Origin of the sequence: Bradyrhizobium sp. CCGB01, from assembly GCF_024199795.1 — a bacterium.
Classification (GTDB): domain Bacteria; phylum Pseudomonadota; class Alphaproteobacteria; order Rhizobiales; family Xanthobacteraceae; genus Bradyrhizobium.
Window position 1 is genome coordinate 8,541,371 of record NZ_JANADK010000001.1, and the last position, 21,403, is coordinate 8,562,773.

Annotated in this window: 19 protein-coding genes; 15 read left to right on the top strand and 4 right to left on the bottom strand. The window is 64.3% G+C overall.

Annotated features, from left to right (window positions below; genetic code table 11):
- Positions 1 to 96 precede the first annotated feature (96 nt).
- The 3 genes from NLM25_RS40215 to NLM25_RS40225 are packed head-to-tail and all read left to right on the top strand — an operon-like array spanning position 97 to position 3,900.
- A complete protein-coding gene (locus tag NLM25_RS40215; protein WP_254140584.1) occupies positions 97 to 1,593 on the top strand; it encodes a DUF4153 domain-containing protein in 1,497 nt (498 codons plus the stop codon).
- Positions 1,594 to 1,612: 19 nt separating this feature from the next.
- Entirely contained in the window at positions 1,613 to 2,317 is a 705-nt protein-coding gene (locus NLM25_RS40220; protein ID WP_254140585.1) for a response regulator, read from the top strand.
- Positions 2,314 to 3,900, top strand: coding sequence for an ATP-binding protein (locus NLM25_RS40225; RefSeq protein ID WP_254140586.1), 1,587 nt, complete (start codon positions 2,314 to 2,316; stop codon positions 3,898 to 3,900). Before NLM25_RS40220 ends, NLM25_RS40225 begins: the two co-directional genes overlap by 4 nt.
- Here the strand turns inward: NLM25_RS40225 and NLM25_RS40230 are convergent.
- On the bottom strand, positions 3,897 to 4,037 hold the full coding sequence (locus tag NLM25_RS40230; RefSeq protein WP_007597071.1) for a hypothetical protein: 141 nt from the start codon (positions 4,035 to 4,037) through the stop codon (positions 3,897 to 3,899). The two genes, NLM25_RS40225 and NLM25_RS40230, sit on opposite strands and share 4 nt — an antisense overlap.
- Before the next feature lie 79 nt (positions 4,038 to 4,116).
- Here NLM25_RS40230 and NLM25_RS40235 point away from each other — a divergent pair, with 79 nt between their 5' ends.
- From NLM25_RS40235 to NLM25_RS40255, 5 genes are all read left to right on the top strand, one after another.
- Entirely contained in the window at positions 4,117 to 4,686 is a 570-nt protein-coding gene (locus NLM25_RS40235; RefSeq protein WP_254140587.1) for an alpha-ketoglutarate-dependent dioxygenase AlkB, read from the top strand.
- Positions 4,687 to 4,893: 207 nt separating this feature from the next.
- Entirely contained in the window at positions 4,894 to 5,298 is a 405-nt protein-coding gene (locus NLM25_RS40240; protein WP_254123420.1) for a DUF3606 domain-containing protein, read from the top strand.
- Positions 5,299 to 5,509: 211 nt separating this feature from the next.
- On the top strand, positions 5,510 to 7,132 hold the full coding sequence (locus NLM25_RS40245) for a flavin monoamine oxidase family protein (protein WP_254140588.1): 1,623 nt from the start codon (positions 5,510 to 5,512) through the stop codon (positions 7,130 to 7,132).
- 20 nt (positions 7,133 to 7,152) lie between these two features.
- Positions 7,153 to 7,668 carry a hypothetical protein gene (locus NLM25_RS40250; protein ID WP_254141350.1) on the top strand — a complete coding sequence of 172 codons (516 nt, stop codon included), beginning with the start codon at positions 7,153 to 7,155 and terminating at the stop codon, positions 7,666 to 7,668.
- A 122-nt stretch (positions 7,669 to 7,790) separates the two neighbouring features.
- Complete coding sequence (locus NLM25_RS40255) at positions 7,791 to 8,723, top strand: alpha/beta hydrolase (protein ID WP_256570805.1); 933 nt, start codon at positions 7,791 to 7,793, stop codon at positions 8,721 to 8,723.
- Positions 8,724 to 8,758: 35 nt separating this feature from the next.
- Here NLM25_RS40255 and NLM25_RS40260 read toward each other — a convergent pair whose 3' ends face one another.
- Positions 8,759 to 9,910 carry a DUF3047 domain-containing protein gene (locus tag NLM25_RS40260; RefSeq protein WP_254140590.1) on the bottom strand — a complete coding sequence of 384 codons (1,152 nt, stop codon included), beginning with the start codon at positions 9,908 to 9,910 and terminating at the stop codon, positions 8,759 to 8,761.
- 195 nt (positions 9,911 to 10,105) lie between these two features.
- On the opposite strand from NLM25_RS40260, the gene NLM25_RS40265 reads away from it, so the two are divergent.
- Both NLM25_RS40265 and NLM25_RS40270 read left to right on the top strand, forming a co-directional pair.
- Complete coding sequence (locus NLM25_RS40265; RefSeq protein ID WP_254140591.1) at positions 10,106 to 11,170, top strand: AraC family transcriptional regulator; 1,065 nt, start codon at positions 10,106 to 10,108, stop codon at positions 11,168 to 11,170.
- Positions 11,171 to 11,413: 243 nt separating this feature from the next.
- Positions 11,414 to 12,637: an ABC transporter substrate-binding protein gene (locus tag NLM25_RS40270; RefSeq protein WP_254140592.1), complete on the top strand. Its 1,224-nt coding sequence runs from the start codon at positions 11,414 to 11,416 to the stop codon at positions 12,635 to 12,637.
- Positions 12,638 to 12,904: 267 nt separating this feature from the next.
- On the opposite strand, the gene NLM25_RS40275 is transcribed toward NLM25_RS40270, so the two are convergent.
- Positions 12,905 to 14,467 (bottom strand): adenylate/guanylate cyclase domain-containing protein, encoded by a 1,563-nt coding sequence (locus NLM25_RS40275; RefSeq protein ID WP_254140593.1) that lies wholly within the window; start codon positions 14,465 to 14,467, stop codon positions 12,905 to 12,907.
- A gap of 192 nt (positions 14,468 to 14,659) precedes the next feature.
- Between NLM25_RS40275 and NLM25_RS40280 the strand changes: the two genes are divergently transcribed.
- Complete coding sequence (locus NLM25_RS40280) at positions 14,660 to 15,751, top strand: enolase C-terminal domain-like protein (RefSeq protein WP_254140594.1); 1,092 nt, start codon at positions 14,660 to 14,662, stop codon at positions 15,749 to 15,751.
- A gap of 197 nt (positions 15,752 to 15,948) precedes the next feature.
- Here NLM25_RS40280 and NLM25_RS40285 read toward each other — a convergent pair whose 3' ends face one another.
- The gene (locus tag NLM25_RS40285; RefSeq protein ID WP_254140595.1) at positions 15,949 to 17,376 is read right to left on the bottom strand and encodes a sulfatase-like hydrolase/transferase; all 1,428 of its coding nucleotides are present in this window, start codon (positions 17,374 to 17,376) and stop codon (positions 15,949 to 15,951) included.
- A gap of 170 nt (positions 17,377 to 17,546) precedes the next feature.
- Between NLM25_RS40285 and NLM25_RS40290 the strand changes: the two genes are divergently transcribed.
- From NLM25_RS40290 to NLM25_RS40305, 4 genes are all read left to right on the top strand, one after another.
- Entirely contained in the window at positions 17,547 to 18,302 is a 756-nt protein-coding gene (locus NLM25_RS40290; protein WP_254123429.1) for a FadR/GntR family transcriptional regulator, read from the top strand.
- A 31-nt stretch (positions 18,303 to 18,333) separates the two neighbouring features.
- Entirely contained in the window at positions 18,334 to 19,686 is a 1,353-nt protein-coding gene (locus NLM25_RS40295) for an ABC transporter substrate-binding protein (RefSeq protein WP_254140596.1), read from the top strand.
- 65 nt (positions 19,687 to 19,751) lie between these two features.
- Positions 19,752 to 20,579: a carbohydrate ABC transporter permease gene (locus NLM25_RS40300; protein WP_254140597.1), complete on the top strand. Its 828-nt coding sequence runs from the start codon at positions 19,752 to 19,754 to the stop codon at positions 20,577 to 20,579.
- Complete coding sequence (locus NLM25_RS40305) at positions 20,576 to 21,403, top strand: carbohydrate ABC transporter permease (RefSeq protein ID WP_254123432.1); 828 nt, start codon at positions 20,576 to 20,578, stop codon at positions 21,401 to 21,403. Before NLM25_RS40300 ends, NLM25_RS40305 begins: the two co-directional genes overlap by 4 nt.

The window sequence follows — 21,403 nt, forward strand, 5'->3', positions numbered from 1 at the left end:
AAAAGACTCCTGAAAGCGTGCTGACGAAGGTCCCGATTTCTGCGCAAGCCCCGTGCAGACTGCACGATATCGAACTTCACGAAAGGTCATTTGCATATGACGAGCCTGGCGACGACATCGACGACGGACATTCAGCCGATCAGGCCTTCGGCGATTTCGACCAAGCTCGCGATGGCGCTGGTGCTCGCCGCGCTCGCCGACTGGCTCTTGTATGGCCAGCGAATGGGGCTATCGATGGTGATCTTTGCCATCGCGGTCGCCTGCGCCTCGCTGCTTGCCAATCATGCGACGCTGGACTTTCGCCGCGCAACCATCGGAGGCGTAATCATTGCCCTCGGTCTGGTGCCGGCCGTGGAGGAGCTCAACACGCTTTCGTTCCTCATCCTCGTCGCGGCACTGGTCATCGCCCTGCTGCTCGCGACCAATCCGGAGACGACGGGGCTTGCGGACCGCGCCCGCGCGTTGCGAAACTTCCTCTTGTTCGGTCCCTTCAGATTTTTCCCCGACGCGCTCCAGGTCTTCAACATGTCGGCTTTCACCCGCGGCATCGCACTGTGGCTGATGCCGGTGGTGCTGAGCACCGTGTTCGTCGCGCTGTTCGCCGCTGCCAATCCGGTGATCGAGCAATGGGTGTCGCTGCTCAATCCGAAGGTCATCTTCGAGTATGTCAGCGTCTGGCGCGTGCTGTTCTGGGCATTGATGCTGGCGCTGGTCTGGCCGTTCATCCAGGTGCGCTGGCGGCGCAGGAAGGTTGCCGTCGCCACCGAAGCCGACGTCGCAGCGCCGCCCCCGCTTCCGCCCTTCGTCTCGCCGGAATTTCTGGGCGCCTCCACCATTCTGCGCTCGCTGATCCTGTTCAACCTGCTGTTCGCAGCGCAGTCCATTCTCGACGGCATCTATCTCTGGGGCCATGTCGCGCTGCCCGACAATCTGACCTATGCGTCCTATGCGCATCGCGGCGCCTACCCGCTGATCGCAACCGCCCTGCTCGCCGCCGCCTTCGTGCTGGTGGCGATGCGCCCGGGCGGACCGGCCGAGAAATCGAAGGTGATCCGGCCGCTGGTCTATCTCTGGGTCGGGCAGAACGTCCTGCTCGTCGCCTCCTCCATCCTCCGCCTCGATCTCTACGTCGACATCTACATGCTGACCTACTGGCGCATCGCGGCGTTCATCTGGATGGGGCTGGTGGCGCTCGGACTGATCCTGATCGTGGCCCGCATCGTGCTCGACAGGTCCAACGAATGGCTGGTCGGCGTCAATCTGATCGCGCTGGCGATCGTGCTCTATGGCTGCTCGCTGGTGAACTTCGATGCCTTCATCGCCAACTATAATGTCGCCCACAGCCGGGAAGCATCGGGCAAAGGCTTGCTGGTCGACATCAACTATCTGCTGACGCTTGGGCCGCAGGCGCTGCCCGCCATCGACAAGGCCATCCTGCTACGGGCCGGCAACCCCGAGAGCTGCCTTGTGTCGCGCCGCGACCGCCTTGTAGAACAGCAGCGCCAGGATCTGGCCTGGCGGAGCTGGGGCTTCCGGAACTGGCGGCTCCAGCACAAGCTGGACGCGCAGGCGACAAATCAGCCGGCCGGCTGACAAGGCAGCGGAGAATTTCTTGGCGCATCGCATTCTCATCGTCGACGACGAGAGCCATATCCGCGAGGTTGTCCGCGTCGCCCTGAGGAAGGCCGGCATGGACGTCATCGACGCCCGCGACGGCAAGGAGGCGCTCGCCCGCTTTGCCACCGACAAGCCCGATCTGATCGTGCTCGACATCGGCATGCCCGAATTCGACGGCCTCGACGTCTGCCGCGAGATCCGCAAGACGTCCGATGTGCCGATCCTGTTCCTGTCGGCGCGCGACGAGGAGATCGACCGCATCCTCGGCCTCGAGATCGGGGGCGACGACTACGTGACGAAGCCGTTCAGCCCGCGCGAGCTGGTGGCGCGGGTCAACGTCATCCTGCGCCGTCTCAGCCCGCGAAATGGCGAGGCCAAGGCCGGGCCGGCCGCGCTGTCGCAAGGCAGCCTGCTGATCGATCCCGAGCAGCACGTCGCGACCTTCGCCGGCACGCCGCTGAAGCTGACCGCGATTGAGTTCGGCATTCTGCGCGCGTTCCTGACCCGGCCGACTTCGGTATTCAATCGCGAGCAGCTGATGCGGGCGGCCTATCAGCTCAACATCCAGGTCTCCGACCGCACCATCGACAGCCACATCCGCAATATCCGCGCCAAGCTCGCGGCGCTGGCCTGCGAGAACGTGATCGAGACCATCCACGGCGTCGGCTTCAAGCTCGGCCGCTGCGAGAAAGAGGCATGAGCGCGGCACCCGACAAATGGCGGCCCTCGCTCACCCTCGTGATTTTCACGGTGCTGGCGACCGTCGGCGTGCTGCCGCTGGTCGGCCTGTTCTTCTTCCGCCTCTACGACAACCAGCTGATCCGCCAGACCCAGGCCGAGCTGATCGCGCAGAGCCGCGTGCTGGCGACGATCTATGCGCAGGAGGTCACGGCAAGGCTAGACGGCGGCCTGACCCTCGGCGCCGAGGTGCCGCCGAACGTGCTGCCCGACCCCGGCGACCAGGTTACGCCGATCCGCCCCGCGCTCGACCTCACGGCAAACGACCTGCTCAGGCGGCGGCCGGATGCGCAAGCAGCGGCCCAGCCGGCGCAGCCTGCCTATGTCGAGATCGGCGCAAAGCTGACGCCGATCATCCGCGAGACCCAGAAGGTGACGCTGGCAGGCTTTCGCATTCTCGATCCGCAGGGCGTGGTGATCGCCGGGCGCCAGGAGGTCGGGCAGTCGCTCGCCCATATCGAGGAGGTCGCCGACGCGCTGCACGGGCAATACCGCGCCACCTTGCGCAACCGGGTGCCGGACAAGCCGCCGCCGCCGATCTATTCCTTCAGCCGCGGCCTCGGCGTGCACGTGTTCTCGGCGATGCCCGTGATCGTCAACAACCGCGTTGCGGGGGTGATCTACACCACGCGGACACCGAGCAACATCTTCGACCACCTCTACCAGGAGCGCGCCAAGTTCGTGCTGGCGGGGCTCGCCGTGATCCTCGGCACCATCGCGATCGGCCTCGTGTTCTCGCGCACCATCACGCTGCCGATGCGCGAGCTGATCGATCGCGCCGCGCGGATTGGTCGCGGCGACCGCGAGGCGTTTCAGCCGCTCCGGCATTACGGCACGCGCGAGTTCGCCCAGCTCTCGCACAGCTTCCTCGGCATGGCCGAGCAACTCGCCAGGCGCTCCGACTATATCGCGACGTTCTCGGCTCACCTTACCCACGAGCTGAAGTCACCGCTGACCTCGATCAAGGGCGCCGCCGAGCTGTTGCAGGATTCCTATCAAGGCAAGGCCGAGGGCCTGACGCCGGCCGAGCAGAAGACGTTCATCGCCAACATTCTCTCGGATACTCAACGGCTGGAAGCGATGGCGCAGCGGCTGCGCGAGCTGGCGCGGGCCGAAAGCCTGCCGCAGAACGAGCGCACCGAGCTTGCGCCCGTCATCGCCGACCTCAGAAGCCGGTTTCCGCAGAGCGCAATCGAGGCCAGCGGCAGCCTCGACCGTCCCATCGGCATGTCCGGCGAGAAGGCGCTAATCGTGCTGTCGCATCTCACAGATAACGCGATGCGGCACAGGGCTGGGACAATAAGGCTGGAGGCGGTGGACGCGCGCACCACCCTGCTTCTGACGGTGAGCAATGACGGCGAGCCGATCTCGGCGCCGAACCGCGACAGGATCTTCGATGCGTTCTTCACCACCCGCCGCGACCAGGGAGGGACCGGGATGGGACTGGCAATCGCGCGCGCGGTGATGGCGAGCCATGGCGGCTCGATCAGGCTCAAGCCGACCGACGACGGCGCCGCCTTCGAACTCCAGTTTCCTGTCGCCTAGATCGCGAACACCCAGGCGGCGACGATGGTGCCGATGGTGACCAGACCGGCGATGGTCCAGCCGGCGGCGTATTCCAGCTCAGGATGACCGGTCGCCCGCATGATCTCTGCCGGATCGGCGGTATGCTTCTCTGCCATGACAGCCTCGCACGTTTTTTTCCGTGTCCTATGTAAGTCGCACCAGCCGCCAATAGGTTCCATCACGGAAATGCGAGGAATGACCCAGCTTGATTTGTTCGCCGACCCGGCAGGAGGCCCAGCCGGCCTTCGCTATACGGACAATTTTATCGAGGCCGCCACTGAACAGGATCTGATCGGCCGCATCGCGGCATTGCCGCTCCAGCGCTTCCAGTTCGGCGCCTTCGAGGGCAACCGCCGGGTGGCGTCCTTCGGCTACCGCTATGATTATTCGCTGCAACGGCTGGCCGAGGCCGAGCCGATCCCGGACTGGGTTCTGCCCGTCGCGCGGCAGGTCGAGGCATGGGCGGGCCTCACTGAGGGCAGCGTGCGGCAGGTGCTGTGCACCGCGTACGACGCCGGCGTTGGCATCGGCTGGCACCGCGACAAGCCGCATTTCAAGGAGATCCTCGGCCTGTCGCTGGGCTCGCCGTGCAAATTCCGCTTCCGCCGCCGCAGCGGCGACACATGGGCGCGCCACACGCTCGAAGCCCTGCCGCGCTCGCTTTACATGATGGACGGCGAGGCGCGCTCGCAATGGGAGCACAGCATCCCGCCGGTCGAGGCACCCCGCTATTCGATCACCTTCAGGACGATGAAGCGGGCGTGACAGGCCGGCTCCAAAACAAAAACTGCGAAAACAACCCCATGCACAGTAGAAAGCCCTGTCCGGCGCGAGGCGGGGTCGCGCGCGGCAACCGTTTGACACATCGGTGCAAAACAGCGTCGGCGCGCAAGCGTCACGAAAACGGCAGCTTGCCTTCCGAATCGGGCTGCATGCTAGATTGGATGCACGCCATTCAGGCAGGAGGGAAGCATGGCCGACAACAAGGCAAAGCGGGGCGGGGCCGATCGGGCGCTGATCGCGCTCACCGAGAAGTACGAAGTCGCCTACTGGTCGAAGAAGTTCAAGGTGACGCCGGCCAAGCTGAAATACGCGGTCAAGAAGGTCGGCCGCTCCGCCAAAAAGGTCGAAGCCTACATCAAGCTGCAGAAGCACCGCGCCTCCGACAAGAGCCGGATCGCGCTGAGCGAGGCCTATGAGGTCCGCTACTGGTCGACAAAGTTCAAGATCACACCGGCCAGGCTGAAGGCCGCCGTGGCCGCGGCCGGCCATTCCTCCAGGAAGGTCGAGGCCTATCTCGCGGCCCAGAAGGCAGCGAAGAAGAAAAAGGCCAAGAAGGTCGCCAAGAAGACGACGAAGAAGGCCGTCAAGCGATAGGTCGCCGCCTGCGGGTACGGCGCCGCCTCTCGCGAAATTCTCGTGCAACGCACACGGCCGAACCCCGGCCGTTGTGGCACCACTATCGACTCCTCCTGAGATTGCACGCTAAGCTTCGCACCATCCGCCGATTTCCGGCGGCATTGCTGCATTTGCGAGCCGGGCGGCCACAGCGCCATCAGGCAGAAGACATTTTCAAAGGAAGCACGCGATGCGTTCGCTGTTTGCGCGGCTGCACCGGCGCTACGGGCCCAAAATTTCGGGGGCAGAGCGCCAGCGGCGGGTCAGGGACAAGGTCGCCCTTCAGCCTACCCCGCCCTCGATCCGCTCACCCACCGCGCTCCGCGCGCTGGCGGTGCGACGTCCGAAGGTCGCGATCATCGGCGGCGGCTTCGCCGGCCTGATGGCGGCGTCCGAACTCGTCGCGCATTGCGAGGTGACGCTGTTCGAGGCACGCAACCGCTTCGGCGGCCGGGTTTTCAGCAAGACGAAGCCGAGCGGGATCGTCGAGGCCGGCGGCGAGCTGATCGGCTACAACCATCCGCTCTGGCTGCAATACGCCAAGCGGTTCGAGCTCGGCCTGTCCGTTATCACCTCGGACACGAATTTCGACGCGCTCGAGCTCGACATGCCGCTGTTTCTCGACGGCCACAAGCTTTCCGACGGCCAGATGAAGCTGGTCTATCACGAGATGGACGACGCCTTCGGCAAGCTCAGCCGCTGGGCCGGCAGGGTCAACCCTCGCAAGCCCTGGCTTGCCAACGGTGCAAAGAAACTCGACGCCAGGTCGATTGCGAAGTGGATCGCCAGCCTCGACTGCTCGAAGCTCACCAGATACGCCATGGAGGAGCAATTCTCCAACGACGCCGGCCAGCCGACCACCGAGCAGAGCTTCCTCGCCAATCTGGCCGTCGTCGCCGGTGGGCGGATGAAGAACCAGATCGACGCCTTCTTCACCCAAACCGAGACCCTGCGCTGCTCGGAAGGCAATCAGGAACTCGCCATTCGTCTCGCGAAAGACATAGGGGACAAGGGCGCCAGCACCCATTTGTCGACGCCGGTACGCGCCATCCGCATCGAGGACGAAGGCGTGATCCTGGAATTCAGCCCGGCCGAGAACGGAACCACGCGCGCCGCCTTCACCGCCGATTATGCCGTGCTGGCGATCCCTCCGAGCCTGTGGCCGGACTCACCCAACGCCAAGATCACGATCACGCCCAACCTGCCGCACGACTACTACGTGACGATGGGGACCGCTGTGAAATATCTCAGCCCGCTGACGAAGCGCTTCTGGATCGGCGAGGGCCTCGCCCCGACGGCCATCTCGAACCAGTTCGGTGTCACCTGGGAAGGCACGGACAACCAGATCGCCCCGCCGGACCGCCCGGTCGAACTCAGCCTGTTTGCCGGCGCCGACGTCGCGGCGGCAGCTCTCAAGCACTACCAGCCCGGTAACCAGACGCAGGTCGACGCGTTCTACGCACAGCAGATCGGTAGCGTCTACACTGGCTACGTCAAGCACCTGGCCGCTCAGCCGGAGTTCATGGCCTGGCCGCGCGACGAATGGACCGCCGCCGGCTACTCCTGTCCCGCCCCCGGCGAGGTCTGCCGCGCCGGGCCGCGGCTGGCGAGGGGTTTTGAGGACCGCCTGTTCTTTGCCGGTGAGCACACCTGCTTTGCCTATTTCGGCTACATGGAAGGGGCGCTCCAGTCCGGCCAGACGGCGGCGGCTGCGATCATCAAGGCCATCGACAAGCAGCCTGAAGCGCACGTCTCGGCCAGCAACGGCGATTCTGTCAGAGGCTCCGGGCGCCTTGCGGCATCGAAGCCGTGACGAGGGAAGCAGCGATGCGCATGAAATTCACGACGTGGTCCCGATCCGGGAATTGGGCCTGCACCGTCGCCGCTCTCGTTCTCGCCGGTGCCTGCAACATCGCCGATGCCGCCGGCGCGACACCCGCAACGGTCTCGGGCTCGACCGCGCTGGCGCTCGCGGGCGTGATCGCGCCGCTGTCGCCGGACCTGACGGGCGCCGAGAAGAAGGCGGTGGCGATGCTGTTCGCCGGAAACAGCGACATTCCCTACAAGAAGCCGATCGTCGTGACCGCGGACAGGATCGTCTGCCGCACCGGCAATGTCGACATCACGTTACGCAATTGCGAGGTGACCTTCGGCAAGAAGGCCAGGACCGTGAACGGCGCGACGGCCAATGAAATTTTCGCGACGGAAGCGCTCGCCGGCGTCCCGTCCGACGGTGCGGCGGGATCGAACTTCGAGAGCCTCAGCAAGCTGAGCTGCACGATCGACCCCAATGCGATCAGGCGGAAGGACGGCAGCGGGGCGGACTGCACGTTCCAGCCGGGGAATTGAGCTGAAGGTGGGGAAGAAACGCGGTGCCGTGAAATCGCCTCAGACGAACTAACTAATAAGGCGAATTGAAAAGACAGGCCAAACAAGCGAGCCCATATCGGGCACGCAGGGCTGGCACCAAGATGAAGAATTATCTCGCATTTTTTCTAAGCTTGAGCGTGACGGCGGCCTCCGCACAGGGTCCGTTGCCGGCGCGGCTCACAGTGCCGACCGATCTCGTCCGCGTGGGCCTCACCGATAACGACACGACCGCCGGCGGCACCGCACGTTTGTGCGAGCAAGTCTCATTCTCGCGCGGGCTGCGCTACGGCGAGAGCGAGGCCAATGTGCTCGACGTCGCCACCAGCAGCGAGACCAAGGCGGATACGCCCCGGCCCGTGCTGCTGTTCGTGGCGGGCGACACCTTCACCGGCGACCGCGGCGCGCCGGACCTGTCGCGCGAGATCCAGGACCAGGCGATGTGCTTTGCCGCGCGCAACGGCATGATCGGCGTGCGCGTCAGCTATCGCCTTGCGCCCTCGGCGACCTGGCCGATGGGTGCGACCGACGTCGCGGCGGCGCTGTCCTGGGTCCACGGCAATATCGACCTGTTCAACGGCGACGCCCGCGAGATCGTCGCGGTCGGCTACGGCGCCGGCGCCTTCCATGTGGCCACCCTGCTGGCACATCCCGAGTTCCAGACCGACCGCGCCGATGTCGCCGCCGTGGTGCTGGTGTCCGGCATCTACCGCGCCGGCAAGGACGCGAGCGACAGCGAGAAAGCCTATCTCGGCACCGACGCCACCCAATATGACAAGCGGTCGGTCTTTCCCGGCATCCTCAACATCGACGCGCCGATCGTGCTGGCCTGGGCCGCGAACGACCCCGCGAGCCTCATCGCGCAGGGTGAGATCCTGAAGAAGACGCTCTGCGGCGCCGGGCACTGCCCGCGCAGCACATTGCTGCGCAGCCGCGACAGCATCGCGAGCGCCTTCGGCCTCGACGGCTCCGGCGACAGCCTCGCCGAACCGACGCTGCTGCTGGTGCATCAGCTCGAGGCGCGGGGGTTGCCGTAGCGCAAATATGCCGCAGGCTCGCTTGACCTCTCGCGCTATACCTTGTGCACGACTTTGTCGTCGGTGGTGACCTTGATATCGGCGTAGCGGCAAGCGCCATGACGGCGCTGGAACGGCGCCACGGCCAGCAGCCAGATTTTCGAGATCGCCTTCGCGGGTCCGCCGATATGGGCGGCATAATCTGCTGCGATGTCGCGTTCCTGCTCTTTCCAGCTTCCGAGGTCAGCCTTCCCGGAACGAACGATCATATGTGTCTCGATCGCATTCCAGGCGGGCAACGGACACCGGAAAACCTTGCCTTCAGGCAGATGTTCGCTCCAGATATATGTCAGATCCTGCCCGTCTTCGAACTTCACGCCGATCGAAAGGTAATCGTGGGTCGCGGCCTGATCCTCCGCGACGACGGACGGCAATTGATCGATTTTCCAGCGCCATGCGAGGCGCGGACGGGAGGCTAGCGAAAGCGGCAGCGGCCTCTCGATGATACTGACATGGCCCGTGGTGTCGCAAATGATCTCGCCGTCGGCACCCTGGCTGAAGACTTCCTGACCGCCGCCAAACCCGAGCAGGTTCGACCAGCCCGCCGGCAGCTTGCCGCCACGCTGAAGACGCGCAAGCTCGGACTTGAGCAGTCCGCCGACGTCGCCCTGCGCCAGCAGACTCTTGACGCCGACCGCGGCATCGCCGCGCCACAGCAGCGCTATCCCGGTGATCTTGACGTCCGCTTTCTTGTAGATGTCTTCCGGCGTACCCAGTGTCCCGTCCTCACTGGTCCATTCCGCCGCCGAACGCGCCACCTCGATCCGTCCATCGTGGGCGACCGTCATGGTTCCCGTGTCCAGCATCGGATTGTAGATCGGCCGGAGCCCGCGCGTGCGCGCGTGAAAGACCAGCCCCGGGCCGAACCAGAGATCGTGGTCACGCGACAGCCACATCTTGCCGGTCAGCAGGAACGTCACCTGTTGGCCCCGCGCCGCATCGAGACCGAGATCGGTCCATGGGAGATCGCCGCCGTTGATCTCGAAAGCCTTGGCGACGAGCAGTTCGGGCGAACGCGCCTTGGCGATGATATCGTTGATGCCGCTCACCACATCCGCTGGAGGCGGCGCGCCCTGCTCCGCCGCTTGCGCCGTCCGCAACGCAGGGGCAAAGGGCAGAACCAGGCCCAGTGCCGATGCACGCAACACCACATCACGTCGGGAAAATTTCCCGGCTGAAGACGACAAACCAAGACAAGCAAAGCACATGCATTCCTCCCTGGTCCCGATCGACGCGGGCGTTTGACCGTGTTCATCGACGGGGACCCGGATGCTATGCTGTCGCTGCGAATTCAGCCTGCCATGATGCGCCGACATGGCGGTCACTTTGGCGCGTGAGGGCAGATGCACCAGACCGGCTACACCCGCGCGAGCACGCTTGGTCCGATCGCCAAGGTCGTCGCGGCGGCCGGCGGATCGATCGAGCGAGTCTTTCGCCGCGCCGATCTTCCTCTCGCATTGCTGGAGTCGCCGGACACGCTGTTGCCGCTACGCGATCATTTCCGCCTGTTGATGGTGACCTCTCGGGAATTGCACGACGAAGTCTTTGCGGCCCGGCTTGGCCGCCAGACATCGATGGCGGGCCTCGGCGTTTACGGCAGATGGGTGACCCAGGCCCCGACCTTGCTCGAAGCGATCCATCGCGCCGGAGCCAGCCTGCCGCACATGCTCCAGAACGCCACTCAGCTGGTCGTCCGCCGTTTTGGCGGCGAAATCCACTGGTCATATGAATTGTCCGACCCCGCGCGCGACGGGCGCCAGCAGAACGAGATGCTCGCCGTCTGGTACATGATTGCCGTCATCAGGCATTTTGCCGGCGCCAGGTGGCTGCCGGGCCGGATCATTCTTCGGGACCTGCCGAACCGGCTGCGATATCCGATCGTCGACGTGATGTGTACCGATGCGGCTGTCGGCAATGCCGCCAGCGCGATCGTGTTCGATCGGCGGCTGCTAACGGCCGTCAATCCAAACCTCAAGCAGGGCGACGGGCTGAGCGCGAGCGAGCTCGGACGCGTTTTTGACCTGCCGGATCCAGAAGACCTGCCGGGCCGTCTCTCCGTGCTGATCGAATTGGAGCTGTTCGATCGGCGCCCCACCCTGTCACGCATCGGGGACCGGTCGGGACTCGCGCGACGAACGCTGCAGCGCAGGCTCAGCGAAGGCGGACTGAGCTATAGCGACCTGCTGCGAAACGCACTGCAACGACGGGCGGTGAGACTTCTGTGTCAGACGGACCGGTCAATTCGCGACATTGCATCAATGCTCGGCTATGACGACCCCGCTCATTTCAGCAGGGCTTTCGAGCGTTGGAGCGGTGTTGCTCCCACCCGTTGGCGGCGTCTCCTTGAATCGCAGGTGCCGCCGGGCACAAACCGCGTCGCCAGGACGATCCTGGACCGGACAGAATAGTGCAAACCATCGAGCCAGAGAGCGGCTCGCCGCTCGGTGGCTTCGGCCTCGAGGGCGGGACAAGCCTGGGCTTGACGACCTCTTGTGGCGCGTCAGCACGCCTGCCGTTTCTTTCGAGGATGGCAGCTGCGCTGCTTTGAAGCGGCAACAAGCCACAGCTTTGCCAAACGCTTGACGTAGATCAACCCAACGTGGGGCAGATCGAGCCGACCTCGCCGAGGGGCCAACGTCAAGGTGTCGAGCATGCGCGTCACCGGCAGACTGCTGTTCGTCTTGATTGCCGCTCTCGCCTCGCTGGGGGCGATGTCCGAGCAACGCGCAGACCAACCCGCAAGCGACAAGGAAATCCGCATCGGCAATGTCATGCCGTATTCGGGACCGCTCTCGGAATTCGGCGCCATCGGCCAGGCGGAAGTCGCCTATTTCGACATGATCAACGCGCGCGGCGGCATCAACGGCCGCAAGATCCGCTTCATCACGCGCGACGACAATTCCGATCCCGCGACCGCGCTGGAGCTGACGCGCAATCTGGTCGAGAAGGACGACGTGCACCTGATGTTCGGCTCGTTCGGCACGCCCGGCAATCTCGCCACGCGCTGGTACCTGAACGAGAAGAAGATCCCGCAGCTGTTCGTCGCCTCCGGCGACGAGGAGCTGAGCCAGGCCAAGGCGTTTCCCTGGACCATGGGCTGGCAGCCCTCGTTCCGCTCGGAGGGACGCATCTACGCCAACTACATCCAGGCCTATTATCCCAGGAAGAAGATCGTGGTGCTCTGGCAGAACGACCAGTTCGGGCGCATGCTCTATCGGGGCATCCAGGAAGGCCTTGGCGATCTGAACCGTCTTGTCCTCGTCGACATCGCCTTCGACATCAACGACGAGCATCTCGAAGGGCACGTCTCGATCCTCAAGCGTGCCGGCGCCGATATCTTCGTCTTTCTCGGCGTGCCATCGACGGCGTCCAAGGTGATCAAGCTGGCGGCATCGCTCAAATGGCGCCCGGTCTTCATCGTCAACGATGCCTCCGCCTCGATCGCCAATGCGATGGCGCCCGCGGGCCTGGAGAATTCCGCCGGCGTGATCTCGGCTGCTTTTCTGAAGGATCCGAGCGATCCCGCATGGAAGGACGATCCCGCCATGAAGGACTGGTTCGCCTTCATGGACAAGTATCATCACGCGGAGAGCACCAACAACAGCGCCGCGCTCTACGGCTACGCCGCGGCCGAGGCGCTGACGCAGGTGCTGAAGCAATGCGGCAACGATTTTTCACGCGAGAACATCATGCGTCAGGCGGCCTCACTCAGGGACCAGCAGCCCTCCGTTGCCTTGCCCAACATCAGGATGAATACCTCGCCCAGCAGCTACCTGCCGATCAGGCAGATGCGGCTCGTGCAATTCGACGGGCGGTCGTGGCAACCTTTTGGCGAGGTGATCGAGACGGCGTTCACGGAGGGGGCGGCGCGGTGAGATGGCTCATGGCGCGGGTGCACGGCGTTCATACGCGCACCGTTTGCTGGGCTACCCCTCTCCCCTACCCTCCCCCGCAAGGGGGGAGGGAGCGCAGGGTGCCGCGCAGTGAGAGCTGGGCTCAAGGCAAAAACTCAACGCAAATGATCGTCGCCTGATCCAACCACACGCGCAGGCGCATTCCCTCCCCCCTTGCGGGGAAGGGTTAGGGAGAGGGGTACCACACGGGGACTCCCTCGATTAACGACTGTGTAAATCCCCGCATCCTCACGCCGGCTTCAGCGAGGCCAGCGCGCTCTCCAGCAGCGCGCGCACCCGTGCTGCATCACCGGACTTCACCACCGCCGGATCGAGATAAAGCTCCAGGCCGGGCGCGCGCTCAGTGATGACGCCGCTTCGCTCCGCCGCCGCGTCGTTCAGCGCGTCGACCGAATAGGGAATCACCTCGCGGCTGATGCCCTTCATCGTGATCGCCGGCAGCGCGTGGGCGCGGACGATATCGCTGACCAGCGCGAAGGTCTCGTAGCTCAGCACGATGCCGCCGGGCTCGGCGATCGATTGCAGGCGCGCGGCGAGGTTCGCTTCGGCGCCGATGATGGTGTAGTCCATGCGATCGCTGCTGCCGAAATTGCCGACATTGCAATAGCCGGAATTGATGCCCATGCGCGAGCGGAACGGCTGCTCGATGCCGGACGCCCGCCATTTCGCATTGAGCTCGGCAAGGCGCTGCTGCATGCGCCAGGCCATCTGCAGGCAGGCCTGCGCGTCGGCACGGTCGCCCCTGGTCTCGGGATCGCCGAAGAAGATCAGCATGGCATCGCCGATGAACTTGTCGATGGTGCCGCCATATTCATGCGCGATCGCCGACATCTCGGTGAAATATTCGTTGAGGAGCTGGGTCAGCAACTCCGGCTGGAGCCGCTCGGCGGTCGCGGTAAAGTTCTGGATGTCGGAGAAGAAGATGGTGAGCTTCTTGCGCTCGGTGTGGATAGTGACGTCCTTCTGGCCGCTGAAAATGCTCTTGTAGACTTGCGGCGGGATGTAGCGCGAGATCTTCATCGACAAGGAGGCCAGGAAGTCGTTGGCGGATTCCAGCTCCTTGTTCATGCCCTTGATACGGCCGGCCTGGCGACGCTGAAGCGAGAGGAACGACAGGCCGCAGCCGGCGGCGATCAGGAAATAGGCCAGGAGGAACTTGAACGAGAAGATGTTGGCGGCGATCGGCTGGGCGATGATCACCTCCTGGATGCCGCGGACGTCTCCCACCTTCCAGTCCTTCTTCGGGCTCTCGGGGTGGCTGTTGTGACAGCTCACGCAGGCCGGGCCCATGGTAACAGGCGCGACCAGGCGGACCTTGTCGGAGAACAGCGAGGTCTCGGTCTCGACGATCTTCTGCTCGGGATCCTTGCGAAGCGCATCGAGCGCGTCCTTCTCGAACTTGTCGAGCTGGTGCGCGGCGCGGTTCTGGAACGGGAAATCCGAGACGAAGCGGTAGGTGATGTTCTCCTGCTGCGCGCCGATCACCCGTCCGAGCTCCAGCGACAGCGTCGCCGGAATCGGGATCGCACCGGGGACGGATTCGTAATTGTGCACGACCCTGGTGGCGCCGCCAGGGTTGGCCAGGATGCGGCCGACCACGTTGGACGCGTAGTAGCTGCGCACGCTCGTGATCACCGAATTGAGATCGGCGGCCTGCCGGCGCAGCGCCGTCTTGCTGAGCTCGGTCAGGTCCAGCCACACCGCGAGCGGCAGAGCGAGCAGGAGAAAGGCGATCACGGCGCCCGTCAGGATGCCGCTCTTGCGTTGTTCTTCGGAGATCTCTTGTTTCACCTTGTTGCTCCCCGTGTGCGATCTTGCCGCAAATCTCTGGAACTCGCGGCAAAAGCATGCGGCGCCACAGAGCCAATAAACCCGCGCCCGCGCAACCCCATTTTATGGTGGTCGCAGCAACTGGCTTTTCGTTTCATGACGAATGTTTAAGATCAGTATTAACCTGCATTCACTCCGCCGGGAGACCTGGACATGACCGAGACCATCCGCATCAAGAGCTTCAACGCGCGGCCCGTGATCGTGCCGATGAATTTGCCGCTGAAAACCTCGACCGGGGCCGTCGCCAAGGCCCCGCTGGTGCTGATCGACTGCGAGACCGACCAGGGCGCGGTGGGGCATGCCTATCTGTTCTCGATCACGCCTTCGGCCCTGAAGCCGCTGACGGCGATGGTCACGGAAATGTCGGAGCTGCTCGCCGGCGACGAGCTGTTGCCGTTCGAGATCGAGCGCAAGCTCGCCCAGCGCTTCACGCTGCTCGGCCTCGCCGGCCTGCAGCGGCTGGCGCAATCCGGCATCGACATGGCGGCCTGGGACGCGCTGGCCCGTTGCAAGGGCCTGCCGCTGGCGCGCCTGCTCGGCGGCGCGCCGAAGCCGGTGCGTGCCTATAATTCGAAGGGGCTCGGCATCATGCCGGCGGGCGCCGCGGTGGAGGAAGCCCACAAGCTGCTGGCCGAAGGTTTCCAGGCCGCGAAGATCCGCGTCGGCCGGCCCGATGCGCGCGACGATCTCGCCGTGGTGCGCGCAATACGAAAAGCCGTCGGCGATCAGGTCACGCTGATGTGCGACTACAACCAGGCACTCACGGTCACCGAGGCCATCCGCCGCGGCGAGATGCTCGACGACGAAGGGCTGACCTGGATCGAGGAGCCGATCCGCCACGACGATTATGAGGGCTGCGCCCGCATTGCCGATGCGCTGGGCACGCCAGTGCAGATCGGCGAGAACTTTGACAGCGCGTTCTCGATGCAGACCGCGCTGACCGCGGAAGCCTGCGACTACGTGATGCCGGATGTCCAGCGCATCGGCGGCGTCACCGGCTGGCTGCGCGCCGCCGCGCTGGCGCACGCCGCCGGCATCGAGATGTCGACGCATCTGTTCTCGGAAGTGAGCGCGCATCTTCTGTGCGTGACGCCAACCGCGCACTGGCTGGAATATGTCGATTGGGCCGACGCCGTGCTTTCGACGCGGCTGAAGATCAAGGACGGTTTTGCATTGCCGAGCGAAGAGCCGGGGAACGGGATCGCGTGGGACGAGGCGGCGGTGAGGAAGTATCTGGTGGAGTGAGCAGCTTCCTTGTGGCCATCCTTCGAGACGCCCGCTTTCGCGGGCTCCTCAGGATGAGGTTTTGTTGCGCGGCAAAACTGTAGACCTTCGTGGCGAGGAGCGCCGCCTGCGGCGAGTCTCGAACCATGAAGGCCGAGCTCTCGCCGCGCACGACCATCACACTGACCGCAAGCGGGGAGAGGCAAAGAGCTACTCGCTCACCGCGCAGCCGCGTTCAAATCCATCGTCTCGAGCAGGCTGTTCTGGCGCCAGTCGATGAAGGCGTCCTTGAGGCGGCTGATCTCGCCCGCATGCTCGGGCGCGCCCCAGAGATTGTGCTGCTCGAGCGGATCGGTCGCGAGATCGAACAGCTGCCCGTCCTCGGCGCCGTGGATGAACACGACCTTCCAGCGGTCGTCCCGCACCATGGTGATCAGCCGCGCGCCGGTCATGGCGACATCGCCGGCCTGCTCGCTGAACACGAAATCGCGGCCAGCCCATTCCTCGCCCTTCAGCGCCGGCAGCAGGCTGCGGGCCTGGAACGGCTTTGGGTGCTGCGCGCCGGCAAGATCCAGGATGGTGGGGCCGAGGTCGAACAGCTGGCACTTTTCGCGGATCCGGCGGCCGTCGGAAAACAAATTCGGCGACCAGAACAGCAGCGGGATGCGCGTGACGGGCTCGTACATCGACCATTTCTGGCTGAGGCCGTGCTCGCCGAGATTGTCGCCATGGTCGGACATGAAGATGACGACGCAATTGTCGAGATAGCCCTTGGTGTCCAGCATCTCGATCAGGCGGCCAATCTGCTCGTCGATCATTGTGACATTGGCATAGTAATGCGCACGCAGGCGGCGCATCTCTTCACGCGTCGGCTGCAGCTTCCATGACACCGCGTCGTGGTCGACCTCGGTATCGTGGCGGCGCTTCTCCTTCAGATAGGCCGGCAGGCCTTCGATCTCGGCCTCGGTCGGCTGCGGCACCGGAAGATCGTTGCGGGCGAGATAGTGCTCGAGATATTCCGGCAAGGGATCATAGGGCGGATGCGGGCCGGGCAGGCCGATCTGCATGAACAGCGCCTCGGGCTTGGGCCGCGTCTCCAGCCACCACATCGCGGTTTCAGCGACGAAGATGTCGGGATGCAGCGACTTCGGCATCTCCCAGGTGAAGGCGCCCATGCGATCGCCGTAATCAGGCAGGCTGCGATAGCCGGCGCGCGACGGCTTGGTCAGCTTGTGCGCGGCAAAGGCCTTGTCGAGCTCGTCGGCGAACCAGCGCCCCTCGAAGAAGCGATCCTTGTTCTCGACCACGAAGCGCTCGTGGAAACCGGCCTTCGCGTCATAGGGAATGGTGTGCATCTTGCCGACATTGACGCAGTGATAGCCGGCTTCCCCCAGCTGGCTGACCCAGGTCTTCTGCCAGTGCTGGCCGTTCTTCAGCACGCCCGAGGCGTGCGGATAGAGACCGGAGAACAAAGCCGCGCGCGAGGGCACGCAGCTCGGCGCGTTGATGAAGCAATTGTCGAAATAGACGCCCTCGCGCACCAGACGGTCGAGGTTCGGCGTCTTCATATAGGGATGCCCCGTCGCCGCGATCGTGTCGAAACGCTGCTGGTCGGTCATGACCAGGATGATGTGGGGTTTTGTCACGATCGATTTGTCCTACGCGGCGTTGGCATAATAGAAAATATGTCTGACATAATAATTCTTGTCAAACCTCGCGCGCTCGGACTATCTTGCGTGAATAGGCCGCATTCTTCGCAGCCAATCCGTTCGCACTTGCAATAAATCAGACATTTAAACTGACGGATCAAGTTGACGTGGCCAAGGCCGACAATCCGCAATCGAGCGCCCAGGTCGCCCGCGAGGTGGCCCGGCTGATCCTGACCGGCGTGTGGCGCGAGGGCACGACGCTGCCGCGCGAGATCGAGCTGGCGTCGCGTTTCGATGTCAGCCGCGCCTCGATCCGCGAGGCGCTGTCGCTGCTCAAGGCGAAGGGGCTGATCGCCTCGAAGCAGAAGGCGGGCACGCATGTGCGCGCGCGCTTCGACTGGAACATGCTCGATGAGGAGCTCTTGAACTGGACTCTGTCGGCGCTGCCGACGCAGGAGTTCGCCAAGCAGATCCTGGAGGTCCGCCGGATCGTCGAGCCCGAGGCCTGCGCGATCTGCGCGGCGCGCGGGACCGACGAGGATTTTGCCCGGATCGAGCGCGCCTATCGCGGCATGGACGCCGCCGGCATGGACCGCGTCGCCTATGCCGAGCCGGATTTGCAGTTTCACCGCGGCATCCTGATCGCCACGGGCAACGATTTCCTGATCGCGTTCGGCGCGACGGTCGCCGCAGCCTTGCGGATGTCGTTCGACCTGTCGAGCACCAATCCGGGCGCACCGCGCAAGAGCCTGCCCTATCACCGCGCGGTGCTCGACGAGATCTGGGCGCGCAACCCTGATGGTGCGCGCCGGGCCATGCACAAGCTGATGGACCTCACCGAACAGAACATCGTCACGGCCATGTCGCGCCAGAAAAAGAAAGACACCGAGGACGAGAACGCCCGCACCAGACGGGCGCGTTGACACGGCAAGCAATAATCCGAGGGAGACAAACATGAAGACTTCATCACGCGCGCGTTCGCTCACCCGCCGTAACCTGCTCAAGGCCAGCGCCGCGACCGCCGTCCTTGCGGCATTCCCCGCGCCGCTGATCGCACAGACAAAGCCGTTTGCCGGCGTGACGCTGCACGGCGCCTCGTTCCAGCACCGCTTCTTCACGCTGCTGCAGAAATACATTCCCGAGTTCGAGGAAAAGACCGGCATGAAGGTCGACCTCCAGCTCTCGGCCTTCCCGGTCTACAACCAGCAGGCCAATCTCGAACTGTCCTCAGGCGGCTCGGCCTACGACTTCGTCAACGTCACCTTCATCCTTGCCGCGCGCTGGGTCGCCGCCGGCCTGCTCGCCAATCTCGACGAGTTCACGGCTGACCCCAACCTGACCCCGGCGGAATGGAATCCCAAGGATTTCGTCGAGGGCGCGCAGGTGCCCTATCGCGATGCCAAGGGCGCGACCTACGGCTATTCCTGGGAAGGCGGCGCGATGTTGATGGGCCTGTCGCGCATGGATTTGATGGAAAAGAAGGGCCTCAAGATTCCGAAGACCTTCGCCGAATTGCAGCAGGTCTGCACCGAGATCAACGGCACCGACGGCGTTAGCGGCATCACCTCGTTCCAGCTGCATCACTGGAACCTGCCGCCCTACATCCAGGGCTTTGGCGGCAACATCTTCCGCAAGCCGCCCGGCGACATCATGCCGGCGCTGAACACACCCGAGACCATTCAGGGCATCGAGTTCTACGCCAACCTGCTCAAGAGCGCGCCGAAGGGCGTCCTCACCTACACCGAGGACCAGGCGCGGCAATCGCTGCTGACGGGCCGCGCCAACATCTTCATTCACTCCAGCTCGTGGGTGACGCCGATCCTGCTCTCCGAGGAGAGCAAGGTGAAGGAGACCTCGCGCGTGGTGCGCTCGCCGGCCGGCCCCGTGCACGACCATCCCGCGTCGAACAGCCAGGGCCTCGGCATTCCCAAGAACGCCAAGAACAAGAAGGCGGCGTGGGAATTCATCAAATGGGCGCTCTCGCCCGACATCTCGATGCGGCTCGTTAAGGAGCACGGCCACTCCTCGGTCTGCCGCCGCTCGATCATCACCAGCGAGGCCTATCGCAAGCTCAACACGGTGAACGGCCAGGACCTCGGCGCGCTCTATCTCGAGGTGCTCGAGTTGCCGGCCAAGGGCGAGAACTACATGGCCTATCGCACCGTGAAGGAATTCCCGATCGTCGGCGACGTCCTCAACAAGGCGTTCGAGCAGGTCGCGACCGGCCAGCTGCCGGCCAAGGACGCGATGAACGCCGCGCAGGACCAGGCCATCGCCGCACTCCGCCGTGCCGGGACGCAGCTTTGAACCAGTCGGGAATTGACGGAGAGCGTCGCAGATTCATTGCCTGGGCGCTCTCACCAAGCTTGATCGTGCTGCTCGCGGTCGCCGTGCTGCCGGCGGTCTATCTCGTCGTGACGAGCCTGACGCCGTTTCAGCTGACGACGCCGGGCTCAGCGACCGATTTCAGCTCGCCCTTGCGCAACTACGGCCTCCTGCCCGGCGATCCCCGCTTCGTCAATTCGCTGTGGGTCCAGGCGAAACTGTCGTGCTGGGGCGTGCTGTTCCAGGTACTGCTCGGCATGCTGCTGGCGCTGCTGCTGAACGTTCCCTCGCGCTTCGTCGAGTTCGCCCGCACCTTCTTCCTGATTCCGATGGTGCTGCCGCCCATCGTGGTTGCGGTGATCTGGAAGCTGATCTACACGCCCGACATCAGCCCGCTCTATTACGCCGCGCAGGCGCTGCACTTCACCATGCCGGCGCTGACCTCGAGCGTCGATTTCGCGCTGACCGCGATCGTCATCGCGGACACCTGGGAATGGATGCCCTTCACCTTCCTGATGGTGCTGGCCGCGCTCCAGACCATTCCGGATGAATATTCGGAAGCCGCCCTCGTCGATGGCGCCAATACGCTCCAGATCTTCTGGTACGTCACCCTGCCCTTCATTACGCCTATTCTCGTGATCTCAGGCATGTTCCGCCTGATCGACAGCGTGAAGGCATTCCCGCTGATCTTTCTACTGACCAGTGGCGGCCCCGGCACGGTCACCGAAGTCACCAACTACTATGCGTATCTGCTCGCCTTCGACACGAACGAGATCGGCTATTCCAGCGCAGTCACCGTGGTGATGCTGCTGCTGGTCGCCGGCATCAGCCTTGGCCTCGTCTGGATGGGCCGCCGCCGGGAGGCGATGGGATGAACGCGCCCTCCGCACGCAAGGCCACGCCGGGCCGGCTCGCCGCGATCATTGTGACGCTGCTCATCCTGCTCTCGCCATTCCTGTGGCTGTTGCAGATGAGCTTCAAGACCAATGACCAGATCCTGCAATTCCCGCCGCCTCTGATCTTCACGCCGACGCTGGAGCACTATGCCGCGCTCTGGCACAGCGCGTTCTCGGCCTCCTTCGTCAACAGCCTGCTCAGCGCCTCGCTCTCGACGGCGCTCGCACTGCTGTTCGGCGTGCCCGCCGCCTACGCCCTGTCGCGCTGGGCCGGGCGCGGCAAGCACGCGCTGTCCTTTGCGATCCTGGTGACGCGGATGGCGCCGCCGATCGCGTTCACGATCCCGTTCTTCCTGTTCTACCGCTGGATCGGCCTGCTCGACACCATCACCGGCCTCGTGCTGGTCTATACCAGCTTCAACCTGCCACTGGTGATCTGGATGATGCAGCCGTTCTTCGACACCATCCCGGTCTCGCTCGAGGAGGCTGCCCTCGTCGATGGCGCGCGGACGCGCACGGTGTTCACAAAGATCGTGCTGCCGATGGTGACCCCGGGAATCGCGGCGACCGCGATCCTGTGCTTCCTCTACGCCTGGAACGACTTCTTCTTCGCGCTGATCCTGACCCGCACCAATGCGCGCACCGCACCGGTGGCCGTCGTCAATTTCATGAACTACGAGGGCTGGGAATGGGGCAAGATCGCCGCCGGCGGCTCGCTGGTGATGGCGCCGGTGCTGATCTTCTCGCTCGCAGTGCGCCGCTATCTCGTCAGCGGACTGACGGCCGGCGCCGTCAAGGGGTGA

Excerpts from the sequence above, each read along its gene's own strand:
- NLM25_RS40215 (WP_254140584.1), top strand. The coding sequence starts at position 97 with ATGACGAGCCTGGCGACGACATCGACGACGGACATTCAGCCGATCAGG.
- NLM25_RS40225 (WP_254140586.1), top strand. The coding sequence starts at position 2,314 with ATGAGCGCGGCACCCGACAAATGGCGGCCCTCGCTCACCCTCGTGATT.
- NLM25_RS40230 (WP_007597071.1), bottom strand. The coding sequence starts at position 4,037 with ATGGCAGAGAAGCATACCGCCGATCCGGCAGAGATCATGCGGGCGACC.
- NLM25_RS40235 (WP_254140587.1), top strand. The coding sequence starts at position 4,117 with ATGACCCAGCTTGATTTGTTCGCCGACCCGGCAGGAGGCCCAGCCGGC.
- NLM25_RS40240 (WP_254123420.1), top strand. The coding sequence starts at position 4,894 with ATGGCCGACAACAAGGCAAAGCGGGGCGGGGCCGATCGGGCGCTGATC.
- NLM25_RS40245 (WP_254140588.1), top strand. The coding sequence starts at position 5,510 with ATGCGTTCGCTGTTTGCGCGGCTGCACCGGCGCTACGGGCCCAAAATT.
- NLM25_RS40250 (WP_254141350.1), top strand. The coding sequence starts at position 7,153 with ATGAAATTCACGACGTGGTCCCGATCCGGGAATTGGGCCTGCACCGTC.
- NLM25_RS40255 (WP_256570805.1), top strand. The coding sequence starts at position 7,791 with ATGAAGAATTATCTCGCATTTTTTCTAAGCTTGAGCGTGACGGCGGCC.
- NLM25_RS40265 (WP_254140591.1), top strand. The coding sequence starts at position 10,106 with ATGCACCAGACCGGCTACACCCGCGCGAGCACGCTTGGTCCGATCGCC.
- NLM25_RS40270 (WP_254140592.1), top strand. The coding sequence starts at position 11,414 with ATGCGCGTCACCGGCAGACTGCTGTTCGTCTTGATTGCCGCTCTCGCC.
- NLM25_RS40280 (WP_254140594.1), top strand. The coding sequence starts at position 14,660 with ATGACCGAGACCATCCGCATCAAGAGCTTCAACGCGCGGCCCGTGATC.
- NLM25_RS40295 (WP_254140596.1), top strand. The coding sequence starts at position 18,334 with ATGAAGACTTCATCACGCGCGCGTTCGCTCACCCGCCGTAACCTGCTC.
- NLM25_RS40305 (WP_254123432.1), top strand. The coding sequence starts at position 20,576 with ATGAACGCGCCCTCCGCACGCAAGGCCACGCCGGGCCGGCTCGCCGCG.